The sequence below is a fragment of the Pedobacter sp. BMA genome (genome assembly GCF_001027745.1).
Classification (GTDB): domain Bacteria; phylum Bacteroidota; class Bacteroidia; order Sphingobacteriales; family Sphingobacteriaceae; genus Pedobacter.
The window spans coordinates 112,132-125,975 of sequence record NZ_LECU01000001.1; the positions used below are offsets into that span (position 1 = coordinate 112,132).

Genomic DNA, 13,844 nt, shown 5'->3' on the forward strand with positions numbered 1-13,844 from the left:
GTGATTTGTTTTTATCTGATTTTAATGTTAAAAATATCTTTTAAGGCAGCTTTAGCTGCATGGTACCCGCACATTCCATGCACGCCACCACCCGGAGGCGTTGAGGATGAGCAGAGGTACAATCCTTTTTTGGAAGTTTTATAGGGCGATAAGCGCAATGCCGGACGGGTAAAGAGCTGACCGATATCCAGTATCCCGCCGTTGATGTCGCCACCAACATAATTGGGGTTATACGTTTCGAGTTGATTGGTATTAAAGGTATGGCGCCCGATAATTCTGTCCCTGAATCCTGGTGCAAACCGCTCTACCTGTGCCTCAATTGCATTTGTCATATCCTGCGTTGAACCATTGGGAACATGGCAATAAGCCCAGCCTGTTTGCTTGCCCTCCGGAGCCCGTGAGGCATCAAAAAGACTTTGCTGTGCCAGTAGCACAAAAGGTTTTTCAGACTGCCTTCCCCGGCTGGTTTGCCATTCACCCTGGGCAATTTCCTCAAAAGTATTACCCAGGTGTAAAGTGCCGGCCTGCCGGCATGCTTCGGCGGTAAATGGTATAGGTCCATCCAGTGCCCAGTCGATTTTGAATACACCCATTCCATACCTGTAGCGTTCCAGCTGCCATTTGTAAACTGAAGAAAATTCGTGTCCGGCAATTTTTAACAACTGCTTAGGGGTGATATCAAATAACACAACATGTGAACCAGGCAACTGGGCGAGCGAAGAAATATATGTTCCGGTTTCAATTTTACCGCCAATCGACTTAAAATAACCTGCCAGCGCATTGGCGATAGCAACCGACCCACCCTTTGGAATGGGCCAGCCCTGTAAATGACCTGTAGTCATTAACACCAGACCAATGGCTGTAGTACTCAGATTGTTTAATGGCTGAATGGAATGTGCTGCCATCCCGCCAAAAAGCCCGCGGGCATGTTTACCTTTAAACCGCTTCACGAAATGGCTGGCGCTGGTCAGTCCCTTTAATCCAAAACCTGCCATCTCCAGCGGATGCTCCGGGAAATGCAGGGGTCCAAGGGCATCTTTATCAATCAGTGGCCAGGTATGGCTGAGTGATTGCATCAGTCTGGTGTATTCTGCAGCATCTACCCCGAGGTACTCAGCTGTGGCGGCTATTGACTGATCAAGTACGGCCACACTTCCATCGTCGAACGGATGTGCTGCAGAACGCGGCGGATGGATATACTGCAAACCATGTTCAGCAAGGGGCAGCGTTTTGAAAAAAGGAGAAGCCAGCGCCATCGGATGAATAGCTGAGCACACATCATGCGTGAAACCAGGCAGCGTGAGTTCCCTTGAGGCAAGCCCACCACCGATATCATCTTTACCCTCTATAATCAGTACCGACAAGCCTTGCTGCTGCATTAAAATTGCCGCCGCAAGGCCATTCGGTCCCGATCCCACCACGACCGCATCATAATCACGCTTTTCGAGTTTCATCTGCTTTATTTTAAAGATTCGGGCTTAAATAATACCGAACCGTCTTGTTTAATTTGCCAGGCCGTAACCGGATTCATATGATAGCCACCAATATTTGGTCCCCTGGCCTCAATTAACTGTTTCAAAGTGGGCTGAAGGTATCCTGTTTCATCGGTCACGCGGCTCAGTATTTCCGTAGCCTCACCATTCCAGTTCCAGTCGAACCGGAAATAAGTATGGGCCTTGCTCAAAACCGGTTCCTGGAGCACGGCTTTCTGCCAGCTTTCTCCCTTATCGGTGCTTACCTCCACCTGGTCTATCTTCCCCCTGCCGCTCCACGCAATCCCACGGATCTGCACGTAACCCCTGGCAACTCTTGCCGGGTACGACGGATAAGTGATGATGGAACGAGCATCCAGCTCAAAGCTAAACATTCTTATTTTATCCTTTACCGGATATGTATATTTTGAAGTTTCCTCTCTGGTCATGTATGGTTCCTCAGAAAGTTTAAGTCTGCGCAGCCACTTGATATTCATATTGCCTTCAAATCCGGGGAGTAATAAACGCATGGGATAACCTTGCTCCGGCCGGATGGCCTCTCCATTTTGCGCGTATACAATCATCGCATCATCCCATGCTTTTGCAAGCGGTATGGTTCGGGTCATCACTGCTGCATCCGAACCCTCAGCCAGAAACCACTTCGCCTGCGGATCGATTCCGACTTCATTAAACAGCACCGACAACATTACCCCGGTCCACTCACTCTGACTGGTAAGTCCAAGGATATCCTGAGGCGTCATTTCTTCTTTTCCCGTCCTGAAATTTCCGGCACACTCAATAAAACAGGTCCGGGTAACCGATGGGAATTTTTTCAAATCAGCCAGCGTAAATTTCATTGCCGTACCAACCAGGCCATGTATCAGCAACTCGTGTTTTGCCGGATCAATTGTCGGAACACCGGCATGGTGGCGTTCAAAATGCAAATCGGCGGGCGTAATGGTACTGTGCAAATCCTGCAATGGTGTGCGTGAAGATATATCTGAAGGCTTCTTAACCGGGTTTTCAAAAGGCGATCGTTTTCCAAGGGTACCTGGCCCGGGGCCGGGTACTTTGGTCGGATCATCGGCAAGCCCGGCCCTTCGCGCTTTTGAATCTTCGAATGCCAGCAAGTCGCCCACCGGCAATACCGCAACAGCGAGCACCCCCCCAAGTAAAGTCCTTCTGCTGATCTTCCCTGTTTGCTGTTTTATCTTTTCCTTTCCTGCCATTTACCTGATCTCCTTTCCGCCGGTTCTATTATCCATCACAAACATTTTTCTGGCAGGCATGACAATTTTAGGGAGGTTGACGGCATCCAATACCACCGTTTGCCCGATAATTTTGTTGGCGTGCAACAGGTAAGCACTTAAAGCGTAAACCTCATCATTGCTCAGTGAGCCTGGAAGATTGTAAGGCATGGCCCGCCGGATGTAGTCGAAAAGGGTTGTGGCATATGGCCAATAGTTGCCGATGGTTTTTTCCCTGCCGCTACTTAGGGAATCACTTACCAGTGCTCCGCCCAACAGCTTGACTCCCGGAGTTTCCTTGCCCCCGGAGCCATGGCATAGTGCACATTTTTTAACGAAAATGAGCCGTCCTGTTTTTACATCGCCCTTCCCTGCCGGCAAGCCCTTGCCGTCTGGTCTCACGTCGATATCCCAGGCAGCGATTTCAGCTTTTCCTGCTGTGCGGCCGAAGCCAAACTTTAGCATCCGCTTCAAACTATCCGCTGGCGTAGCATAGCGGAACTGCGCAACTGAACTTTCGTTGACGGCACAACACATCGCCAGCGATACAAAACAGGACATGATCATTACTTTTCTCATCTCTTAGTATTTCCCTGCGTTTAAACTGCTTTTCGGCAGCACATATTTTCTTTCATAGCGGTTTAACACCACATAAATAGAATCGCTGTTTTCATTTTTTCCATAAAGGATTATGCTCGAACCATCTGTAGTCTGATATTTTAACACCATCCGGTTTCTTTTCAAATCCCGTGGCTTTTCTGCAAATTCCCTGTCGCGCCGGGTAGACCATGCCCATCGATCGATCATTTTATTCTCATCACCAATGTTCTTCCAGGCGCTCTGGCTGATCCAGTTTACAGAAGAACTATCCTTAATCCCTGAAGTATCTGCCGTTTTTACATTTCGCAGCGCCATCACATTCTTATCCTGCAGGTATAGTACCTTATCCAGCGTGTCAGCATAATAGTGGAAAGCCCGTTGTCCACCTGCAACCCCGCTAATTTCAAAAGTACGCTGAATATCACGCATCGGGCTCCCCCCACCGTTAGAGGGGTCGACTAGTACAGGGCGGTTGACCCTAAAAGTCAGGGTACTCCAGTTTTCAAAAGTGGCTTCCTGCCATCGCGTCGAGTCGAGCGGGTTGTAAGGAATATCCACGCCATTAATTTTGAATTCGCTTACACGGTAGTTTCCACGAAGATTCCTGACGCCTGCAGTTGCAGGTTGTTTATATGGATCATATTTAAAATTGATGATCTCGGTGTAAGTCATTATCCCAAAAAAGATAACAAAGGTAAGTACCTTCAATCCAATTCTGGTGTACTTCAATAGTGGCTTCCTGAAATCCGGGTAAATCCTGAAGGGAACCGTGTACCTCTCTAAAATCAGCAGGTTATAAAGTTTAGGAAAATCGTCGGCTGCGAGGAATAGCCCGAGTACAACGAAATAAAATGCATATACATGTACACCACCATCGTAAGCATAATTTACAAAAGTGATATCTCCGAGTGCTGCAATCAGCAGTATGGCACCAAAGGTGGTGGTTTTCCGGAAGAGAAGCAGTGTACCCGCCAAAATCTCCACAACGCCTCCAAAAACCTGATACCATGGAACAATACCTACCGAAAGCCAGTAAATTTTCTGGGCAGTGAAATCTCCAAAATTGGTATTTAAAAGTCCCAGTGAGGGAAAAGGCATCTGCGTTGGAAACAGCTTGGTAAAACCAAAACCGATGATGCCGATCCCTGCACGGTAGCGCACTACAACCCTGATCCAGTAGTATAGTATGGGATAGGATTTTGATCTCCGGTCAAATGCCGACCAGATCAGGGCACCGATTAATCCAATAAGCAAAGCTATACCCCAATCAATATAGTCTATTAGAAATCCGCTTTTCGGTGGCATTCCCGTAGCACTCTGGTTAGCAGATTTTTCTTTTTTCAATTCTGCAGGCTCACCCTTCTGACCGGTTTTCTTTTTCTTAGCCTCATGATCATTTGCTCCTGTAGCATCCGTAATATCACGGTTTCGTTTACCACTGAATAAGGAAACGAAAGCCGGCTGAAAACGTGCAATATCATAAAGATCGCGGTAATGCGGCCGCGTCCAGTCTAAGGTAAAAAGATTTTTATACCAGTTAGATGAAAATGGAATGCACATGGCCAGCATAAAAATGAAAAGCACCCTGAAGCCAAAACGTTTTGGCCCTGACCATGGTCCCGAAGGAGCCAGCTTCACCTGGGTTGCTGTGGCTGTATTTTGTTGTATATCCTCAGACATATTATTTTTTTTTGCGTTGTGGTTAAAGTTTCAGGGTTTTTCTTCGCCCAAGTTTAACCGGATATTTTTTATGAAGTCTGACTAATGTTACCGCTATTGAATCTCCGATTTCGTTTTGTCCGGATAAAATAATGGTTGCCGTGTCTGGCCTGCTGAAATTAAAGCGTAGCTTCTCCTGCAGATAATGGCTGTTTTTATTTTCAAGCAAAAGTTGATTTTTGAGGGTATCCAAGGTATAAGCGTAATAGTGCCTTCCGCCAGAACCTGCCAGCTCGTAGTTCCGGCTTTTATCATCCGAAAGAATTTGCTCATAATTGGCAGAATCGGTAATTACAGTACGCGGGGAACGGATACTGATCGTTGCCCACTTTTCGAAAACTACATCCTGCCAGCGCGAAGTATTCGACGGGTCATATGGAATGACTTTTCCATTCAGCTTAAAATCAGTTACATCGTAAATACCGGCCGCCCTGGCCAGTCCCGCTTTACGGGGAAACTGATAAGGATCTCTACGCAGGCCAAAATAGGTTTTCAGACCGTAGAAGAACACAAAGAAAATCAGGACAAATGCCTTTGCCACCAGGCGCAATGACTTCATTGCAGGCCTGAACGCCGGTTGATATAAATTCGGTTGAGTAGGAAGCTCCAGAGAAATGAGGCGATAAATTCGTTGTGCATCGAACCACAACACAAAAACCGCAAAGCTGATGAGGTAAGAAGCGTAAACATATTCCCCACCACCATAGCCCAGATTGGAGATGAACACGTTACCGGTAAAAATCAAAATGATGATGGCCCCGATAGAAGCGGTTTTACGGAAAAGCAGGAGTAAGCCCGCTACAATTTCCACGCCTCCTAAAAAAGATTCGTAACCCGGAACAATCCCCAGGCTCATGGAAAAAATTTTCCATTCAGAGAAATCTCCATAGGCCGTGTTCAGATTGCTGATTGACGGAAAGGGCGCCTGCATTGGAAAGAATTTCAGGAAACCATAACCAATAATTCCGATAGCGAGCCTGTAGCGGACAATTGCCCTTAGCCAGTAATAAAGTTCATTATAGTTGTAGTTTTCTTTTTTCTGTTTCGACCATAAAAAAGCACCTGCAGCTGAAAATATGGCAAGGATGATCCAGTTTAAAAAACTATCTGCCCCCGGAATAAATTTCGCCGATAGCCGGCTGATGTTAAAAATATCTCCATAACGGATATGGAACCAGTTGAAACCAAAAACGATATGGAAAAAATCGACACTTAATGGAAGGGACTGAAGAATGAAGTAGATAAAAAAGAACCTGAAAAATCCCTTTTCAGTAACGGTCCATCCACTTTCGTTGCTTATACTATTGTTATTCATCGCCATTTTATCAAAAAAATATGAATGTCTGTTTATCGGTTTTTAGGGTTTGCCCGCAGCGGCAGTGGTAACCCGTTTCTCTTTAACCACCTGCCTTTTGGATAAATCATATTTTTGTCCGGCGCGCAGAAAAAAGAAGGGCCCGCTGGAAGCGGTAAAGTCCTCGCTTCCATTAACCACATGCTTGTTTTCGCTGCTGATGATGGTTTGATAATCATATATTGCGGCTACCGAACGTCCTAAAACCTGAAGGCTATCGCCTTGCACAAGCACCGCAGTGGCCTCATCAAGCCCGATCCCAATAAAGTCAGGTGCGCTTCGAATAAAATTCACCAGATCAAACTGGCGGTTACGAACCAGCAAATGCTGATCGATTGCCGAAAACTTAAGGAAGCCAAGTCCTTGTGTATGATCGCCCACCAAAAGCTGAGCACCCTTCGTGTCGCCACGCCACAGGAAAGAACCGAGAATAGATGCGCCCGCCGAACTTCCGGCGATTACACCTCCCCTGTTCAACACATCAATAAATGCCTGATGGCTCAAGGTGTTGAGGTAAGAATCGGCAATCCGCCATTGCCTGCCCCCCTGGAAATAAACTGCTGTAGCTTTCTGGAGTGGTGCAATAAACTTTTCGCTGTTTGCCTCTTTCAGGTCATTGGTATGAAACAGGGTAACATTCCTGATCCCGGTCTGGCGCTTTACTTCCTCTACCCCTTTTTGATCGTAAGCCGCAGAATCCCCGCCGGCAGTGGTCACCACCACTACAACCGCTTTTTCCTTTCCGCCGGCAAGCGCTGTAAATTTATCCCATATGTCGCGCTGACTGCCTACGTTACCTCCAATAATCAAAAGACTTCCCTTTTCCGGACCATGCCGGGTAACGGATTGCTTCACCGTTATTGGAGAACGCTGCCCAAAAACAACTGGATTAATTGCAAGTACTGCGAATAGTAGTGTAATTAATTTTTTCATGATTAATATCCGGGATTACGGTTCGAACCGGCAAGCTGCGGGTCAACCAGGGTTTCGTTATAGGGTATAGGGAACAGATACAGGTGTTTGTCGGGCAGGCCTAAAAGCGTTTGTGCCCTGTCAGTCCGCACCAGATTAAACCAGCGGTCGGCTTCAAACGGAAACTCCACCTGGCGTTCTTTTTCAATGGCCAGCAGGATATCTGCCTGTGTAGCGGCCGTGCTGGCGGTAACAGCAGCCCTCGCCCTTACGGCATTTAAATCGCTGATGGCGCTGTTTGTACCTGTAAGGTTACCTTGATAGGCCCTGGCCTCTGCACGGATCAGGTAAAGTTCTGAAATGCGGATCACATAAGCCGGGTCGGTACCTAAAGGGGTACGGTAGTAAAGTTTTCCATACCATAAATTCCCAGGAGCGGCTGTTTGTGCAATCAACGCACTGCGATTGCCTCCTATGGCCGGGTTGTTCAATAAAGCAACCAATGCATCGTTAGGAGACCATTCTCTTCTGCCACCTAAAGCTGGTGGCAGCCACCAGTTGCTATGTCCGTTGGTATTAGAAGTCGTGTAGGCCAGCTCCAGAACGGATTCGCTCGTGGTAACGGCACTGTTGGCAAAAAAAGCACTATATGGCGTTACCAGGGCATAATTTGAATTATCGCCAATCACCGAAGTGGCAAATTGCTCTGCAAGCGCCCAATTTTTCTGGTACAGGTAAAATCTGGCTTTAAGTGCCTGAACGGTTTTTAAGCTTACCCGGTTTCTGTTTACCGCAACAGGAACAAGCCCTTCAGCTGCATTAAGGTCCTTCAATACCTGGGCATAAGTATCTGCGAGGCTACTGCGTGGAATATCTGAATTGTCTGTAGAAGCATTGGTGGGTTTTAGGATAAGCTGAACACCACCCCATCCTCTGGCCAGATCGAAATAGGCCAGGGCCCGCACAAAGTAAGCTTCACCCAGATACTGGTTTTTTAATGTGTTCGTTAACAAGGGATCGCCCACACCCGGAACTTTATCGATAATGTGATTGGCCTGTGATATCGTTTTATAAATCGCGGTCCATGCCGACTGCACATAGCCATTGGTGGCCGAAGTGAGGTGCTTGGTAATTTCATTAGGGTCAGATTGAGATCCGGACCACTGAATATCTCCTGCCGACAGATATGACAGTGCCGGGAAGTTGGAGCCGTAATAGCTGTTACTGGCCAGGAGGTTAAAAAGCCCGTTTGCCGCTGTTGATGCTGTGCCGGCATTGATAATGGCCTGCTCCTGGTCAACCTGTAATTGTGGCTGTGTTTCGAGGAATTTTTTGCAGGATGAAAGCAGCAGAACGGAAGCGAAGAGGTATATAATCTTTTTCATTTTGTAATTGCTTAGGAATTAAAAGGTGATATTTGCGCCCAACTGAAAAGTTCTAGGCATTGGAGGCGTGCCTAAATCATAGCCCAGAACAGTGGCCGACGATGAAACATTGATCTCCGGATCCGGACCTTTATATTTTGTCCATAAAGCCAGGTTCGAGCCGCTGGCATAAACCCTTACCGCCGACATCCGGGCTTTTTTGATAAAAGCTTTGGGCAGGTTGTAGCCCACTGTGATGTTGCTTAAGCGGATGAAAGAACCATCTTCAATATTTCTGCTGGTCGGGCTTAACGTATAGTTCTGGCCATAGGCAGTAAGACGTGGCAGATCAGTTATGTCGCCAGGCTTCTGCCACCGGCTCAGCTGATAAATATCCATTGCCCTGTTGGCATCTCGGGTACCCCCACCTTCCAGAAAATAATTGTTGTTGTTATACACTTTATTTCCGTACACGAAATTGAAAAACACCGACAAATCGAATCCCTGATAGCTGAAGTTGTTGGTGATCCCGCCGCTAAACTTTGGCAACGCATTCCCTGCAGGCACCAGGTCGTTCGAATTGATCACGCCGTTTTTATCAGCATCTTCATAAACCGAATTACCGGTTTGCGGATCGACATAAAGCTGGTTATAAACAAAGAAAGTATACATCGACAAACCTTGAACCATTCTCTGGGCAGCATAGGCAGCTACCACAGGTGTTGGCAGCTTCTCAATTTTGTTAATGTTTCTGGAGATGTTGAAGTTGGTATTCCACTTCAGTTTACTGTCGATATTGGTGCTGCTGATGTTCAGCTCAAGCCCTTTGTTGCTCATTTCCCCGGCGTTCGTTAAGATTGAGGAGAAGCCTTTGCTGGATGCCAGCGGAAGATTGAGCAAAAGATTACTGGTGTATTTTTCGTAAACATCTCCGCTAATGGTCAGGCGGTCTTTAAACAGGCTTAAATCAAGTCCGATATTCGTTTGACGCGTACTTTCCCATTTTAAGTCAGGATTAGCAAGCTGTGAAGGGGTAGTTCCGGGATTATTCAGGTAGTTTGCACCGGCACCCCAAAGGCCACGCGAAGCAAAATCATTAATGCCGTTCTGATTTCCCGTGATACCAATGCTTCCACGAAGTTTTAAGTCGCTAATAAAGGTTACATCTTTCAGGAAGTTTTCTCCTTTAACCCTCCAGGCCAAACCGCCCGATGGGAAATAGCCCCATTGATGGTTGGTACCGAAACGGGATGAGCCATCGCCACGGATACTAAACACCGCATAGTACTTGCCATTGTAGTTGTAGTTTAGCCGGGCAAAGAATGAAGAAAGCTTATATTTTGATTCCTGAGCGGAAGAGGTAGTGGTTGCGGCAGACGCAATCTGCTGGAATGAATCGTTAGGGTAATTCGTTCCGGTGGCCAGTACCTGATTGGTTACCGAACCTTGCAGCGAGTTACCGATTAAAGCACCAAAAGCATGCTTTCCAAACGTATGATTATAATTTAAAGTCTGCTCGTTTGTCCAGATGGTATTATTGCTTACACTGTTCGAACCCAGGTTTTTATTGGCAATGCCCAGGTTAGTGAGGCTGTTCCAGTACTGATATTCGTTATACTGGTTATAATCCACACTCCAGCTGGTTTTGAATGTCAGGCCTTTAAAAATCTTCACCTCACCATATACATTGCTGATTAAGCGGTTACTGGTACTGTTCATATTGGTATTCGCCAGCAGAATGTCGAGGTTATCAAATCCTGCCCATTTTCCTGGTGTGCCGTCGGCATTTACTTCGGGCAGGTAAGTTGGTGTGTGCAGCGCCGACTGGAGAATACCGCCCTGAGGACCATCCCCTACCCGGGCATTGGTGCGGTAGGTTTGGCTAATGATATTGCTTGTACCAATGGTAATGCGGTCTCCGATTTTCTGATCCAGATTGATTTTAAAACTGCCACGGCGAAAGTCGTTCGTTTTGAGTGTTGCCTCCTGCTTATTGAGGCCCCCACCGATGTAATAAGTGGTTTTATCATTTCCACCTGATACCGATGCATCATAATTCTGCAGAAATCCGGTGCGGAAGGCTTTGCTTAAACGGTCGTATGTATTTTGATCCTGAGGCAAGCCCCGGGGTGCTGGTGAAGCACCAGGGTTATCTGTCAATGCCCTGAAAGGCTGAAAGCGATAGGTGGTAACCGGTGCTGTACCGGTAGCGGCTGCCGCTGCAATGGCATCAGCATTCGAATTCCGGTAGAATTCATTGATCAGCTCTGCATGCTGAGGTCCTGTTACCAGCTCCCACAGCTTAGGATTTTTAGCGAAACCTACATAGGTATTCAGGCTTACTTTCGGTCCGGTGTTATATTTACCACGTTTGGTGGTAATCACAATTACGCCGTTTGCCGCCCGCGCACCATAAATTGCCGTGGCATCAGCATCTTTAAGTACCGTTACATTCTCAATGTCCTCCGGATTGATGTCGGATAGCGGATTATTGGCTTGTCCCTGGGTAGTAATGCGTTGAAGGGAACTGTTATTGACATAAACGCCGTCTATCACATAAAGCGGATCGTTACTGGCATTGATAGAAGTTGTTCCCCTGATTCGGATAAACATTCCATCACCCGGAATACCGGTGGATGTACTTACCTGTAATCCGGGTGCCTTACCCTGTAGCTGTTCTGCAAAAGTTGCGGTGGGTTTATTTCTCACTTCATCAACTGCGATGGTGGAGACAGAACCGGTTAATGATTTTCGGGTCTGCGTGCCATATCCAACCACCACCACGTCGTTTAACTGACTACTGGTTTCCCTAAGCATAATGGTCACCGGACTCTGGTTTACCACAATTTCTTTGGTTTGATAACCGATGTAGCTTAAAATTAAGGTATAGGGAAGCTTTTGTCCGGTAACAAATACAAACTTTCCATCTCCATCTGTGGATACTGAGTGCGTAACGCCTTTAATCCGTACCACCACACCCGGAAGGGGTTGCCTGGTTAAAGAATCCTTAACGATCCCCTGGAGGTTGGAATTGATTATTGGCGGCGGTTCTACCTGGGCAGATGCACCTGCGGTAATAAGCAGAAGAAGAAAAACAAGGCTCGACTGTATAAAATACTTTTTCTTATGGAGAAATATGTCCATATTTAACTGGGTTTTATGTTAATGATTCGGTTCATTGGCTGAAAACTGGAGGATATCAACGCGTGATTGGCGTTACAGAGTTGATATTCCTGAGCAACCGGCAAGGCTTCCTTGCCGGTTATTTTATGAGGTGTTTTAACACATATGTTTAAATTGAGATAGAAATGGTTGAAAAATATCTTGATCTGGAATTATGGCTACCTACAACAGGGAATGAATTTCGGGGAAGAGATAAGATGATTCAAGATCCTGTAATCAAATAACTTAAATGCTTTTAGCAGTGGTGGTAATGCTTTGTTCATGATGAAGCAAACATAGAAAATTAAATTTAATCTACCAAAACCATAGATTATATATTTATTTAATTTACATGGAGGATTACCCATACCCGGATGAAGCAAATCTGGGATGACGAGCTGGCGTAATCTGCCGGATCCCTACATCCGCCCGGATCGATTCCTCAAAACAATTTGCCGCTTTTTGTATTTATAGGGGTATGATAATGAAGAGATTCCCGAGTCCGGTTATAGCCGGATTATTTTTGATTGTACTTTCTGCACTACTGTTCATGTTTGAAGGTTGTAAAAGAAGTCGTTCGGATATTGGTGCCCTGGTGGCAAAAGAAAGCGGAAATAAAGTTTTTAAAGAAATTGATGCGGAGGTTTTTGCAGAAAAGCTGAAAGCCGCTATCACAGCAGACAAAAGCTTACGCAATCCGGATTTCACCGCAGCGCTATATGCTGCCAAAGATTATGAACCGGTTTTAACCATGAAGTTCCTGGCTGACAGCAGCATCAAAAAAGCCGCACTCCGTATTGCCGGGGTATCGGCCCACGGTCTGCCCATGGAAATGTTCAGACTGGAAAAACTAAATGGCTTCATTAGTAAAATCTACGATAAGGAATCAGTTAAAAATGTAGACGAAGCTTATGCTGCATTGGTGGGACTGGAAATCGCTGCTGCTTCAAGCCTTACAGATTATGCAAATGCTATGCAGTTTGGTGTCATCTCCCCACGACGCATTTATGCACAATATTATACCTCAACAAAAAGACCAGATTCAGTGAGCTTTACAAAAGTATTTGAAACTAAAGACCTGGACGCTTTTCTGGATAGCATACAACCCAAAGATAAGGCTTATTTATTGATGCAGGCTGCCTTAGCAGATAAGCAGACCGCCCCGGGATTGTCGGCAGAAGAAACAGCGCGCATCCTCAAAGTAAACCTGGAACGCATGCGCTGGAAAAACAGACCCACACAGGATAAATATGTATTTGTGAACATACCTGATTTTTCTCTTCAGGTGATCAACCAGAACCGTGTTGAGCTTGCGATGAAGGTTTGTGTAGGTGAAGGTCGTAATGATAACGCCGCTGTTGCCCTCACTGAATATGATGAAAATGACCTGAAAAAAGACAGGCCATTTAACCGCGAAACCCCACAGCTGAGCAGTGAAATCCACAGTGTTCAGGTAAACCCGGTTTGGAATATACCCGAAAGCATCGCTACAAACGAGATAAGCGTACAGGCTGCAAAAGACCGCTACTACCTTGCTAACAATAATATCGATGTGTTTTATAATGGAAAAAAAGTTGATGATCCGGAAACAATCGACTGGTCGGCTGCCGGAGTAGGAAAAACTTATACCTTTAAACAACGTCCGGGAGATGATAACTCCTTGGGTAAAATCAAGTTTCTTTTTGATAACCAGAGCAGCGTTTATCTGCACGATACTCCCGCGAAAGCCGCTTTTTCACTACCGGTTCGGGCGGTGAGCCACGGATGCGTGCGGGTGGAAAAACCACTAGAACTGGCGCAGGCATTATTTGGTACTGGAAGCAAATTTGAAAAAATTAAAACAGAGATGGCTAGTAAAACACCAAAAGCAGAAAATCTCTCACTGGATAAAAAAGTCCCTGTGTACCTGAGCTATCAAACCTGCTGGATGGATGCAGGAACAGGAAAGCTCAGGTTCGCAAGAGATATTTATGGACTTGATGCTGTGCTTTTCACCTATTTAGGACGCCTTTAA

Annotated in this window: 9 protein-coding genes; 1 reads left to right on the top strand and 8 read right to left on the bottom strand. The window is 46.2% G+C overall.

The genetic code is table 11. The annotated features are described in order from the left end of the window. Positions 1–11: 11 nt before the first annotated feature. Genes AB669_RS00445 through AB669_RS00480 form a run of 8 tightly spaced genes read right to left on the bottom strand, consistent with a single transcriptional unit; the run spans position 12 to position 11,812 of the window. Entirely contained in the window at positions 12–1,454 is a 1,443-nt protein-coding gene (locus AB669_RS00445; protein ID WP_047797322.1) for an NAD(P)/FAD-dependent oxidoreductase, read from the bottom strand. Positions 1,455–1,459: 5 nt separating this feature from the next. Further along, positions 1,460–2,701, bottom strand: coding sequence for a sulfite dehydrogenase (gene soxC, locus AB669_RS00450; protein WP_047797323.1), 1,242 nt, complete (start codon positions 2,699–2,701; stop codon positions 1,460–1,462). Beyond that, the gene (locus tag AB669_RS00455) at positions 2,702–3,298 is read right to left on the bottom strand and encodes a c-type cytochrome (RefSeq protein WP_082120545.1); all 597 of its coding nucleotides are present in this window, start codon (positions 3,296–3,298) and stop codon (positions 2,702–2,704) included. A gap of 3 nt (positions 3,299–3,301) precedes the next feature. Next, positions 3,302–4,999 carry a hypothetical protein gene (locus AB669_RS00460; RefSeq protein WP_047797324.1) on the bottom strand — a complete coding sequence of 566 codons (1,698 nt, stop codon included), beginning with the start codon at positions 4,997–4,999 and terminating at the stop codon, positions 3,302–3,304. Positions 5,000–5,021: 22 nt separating this feature from the next. Beyond that, complete coding sequence (locus tag AB669_RS00465) at positions 5,022–6,353, bottom strand: hypothetical protein (protein ID WP_047797678.1); 1,332 nt, start codon at positions 6,351–6,353, stop codon at positions 5,022–5,024. A gap of 42 nt (positions 6,354–6,395) precedes the next feature. After that, complete coding sequence (locus tag AB669_RS00470; RefSeq protein ID WP_047797325.1) at positions 6,396–7,325, bottom strand: cyanophycinase; 930 nt, start codon at positions 7,323–7,325, stop codon at positions 6,396–6,398. Between the two features lie 2 nt (positions 7,326–7,327). Beyond that, complete coding sequence (locus AB669_RS00475) at positions 7,328–8,689, bottom strand: RagB/SusD family nutrient uptake outer membrane protein (protein WP_047797326.1); 1,362 nt, start codon at positions 8,687–8,689, stop codon at positions 7,328–7,330. 18 nt (positions 8,690–8,707) lie between these two features. Then, on the bottom strand, positions 8,708–11,812 hold the full coding sequence (locus AB669_RS00480; protein ID WP_047797327.1) for a TonB-dependent receptor: 3,105 nt from the start codon (positions 11,810–11,812) through the stop codon (positions 8,708–8,710). A gap of 502 nt (positions 11,813–12,314) precedes the next feature. Here AB669_RS00480 and AB669_RS00485 point away from each other — a divergent pair. Further along, the gene (locus AB669_RS00485; protein WP_231582605.1) at positions 12,315–13,844 is read left to right on the top strand and encodes a L,D-transpeptidase family protein; all 1,530 of its coding nucleotides are present in this window, start codon (positions 12,315–12,317) and stop codon (positions 13,842–13,844) included.

What these genes read in the sequence shown, in the direction of transcription:
- AB669_RS00455 (WP_082120545.1), bottom strand. Translation starts at nt 3,298, where the DNA reads ATGAGAAAAGTAATGATCATGTCCTGTTTTGTATCGCTGGCGATGTGT.
- AB669_RS00465 (WP_047797678.1), bottom strand. Translation starts at nt 6,353, where the DNA reads ATGAATAACAATAGTATAAGCAACGAAAGTGGATGGACCGTTACTGAA.
- AB669_RS00480 (WP_047797327.1), bottom strand. Translation starts at nt 11,812, where the DNA reads ATGGACATATTTCTCCATAAGAAAAAGTATTTTATACAGTCGAGCCTT.
- AB669_RS00470 (WP_047797325.1), bottom strand. Translation starts at nt 7,325, where the DNA reads ATGAAAAAATTAATTACACTACTATTCGCAGTACTTGCAATTAATCCA.
- AB669_RS00485 (WP_231582605.1), top strand. Translation starts at nt 12,315, where the DNA reads ATGAAGAGATTCCCGAGTCCGGTTATAGCCGGATTATTTTTGATTGTA.
- AB669_RS00475 (WP_047797326.1), bottom strand. Translation starts at nt 8,689, where the DNA reads ATGAAAAAGATTATATACCTCTTCGCTTCCGTTCTGCTGCTTTCATCC.
- AB669_RS00460 (WP_047797324.1), bottom strand. Translation starts at nt 4,999, where the DNA reads ATGTCTGAGGATATACAACAAAATACAGCCACAGCAACCCAGGTGAAG.
- soxC (WP_047797323.1), bottom strand. Translation starts at nt 2,701, where the DNA reads ATGGCAGGAAAGGAAAAGATAAAACAGCAAACAGGGAAGATCAGCAGA.
- AB669_RS00445 (WP_047797322.1), bottom strand. Translation starts at nt 1,454, where the DNA reads ATGAAACTCGAAAAGCGTGATTATGATGCGGTCGTGGTGGGATCGGGA.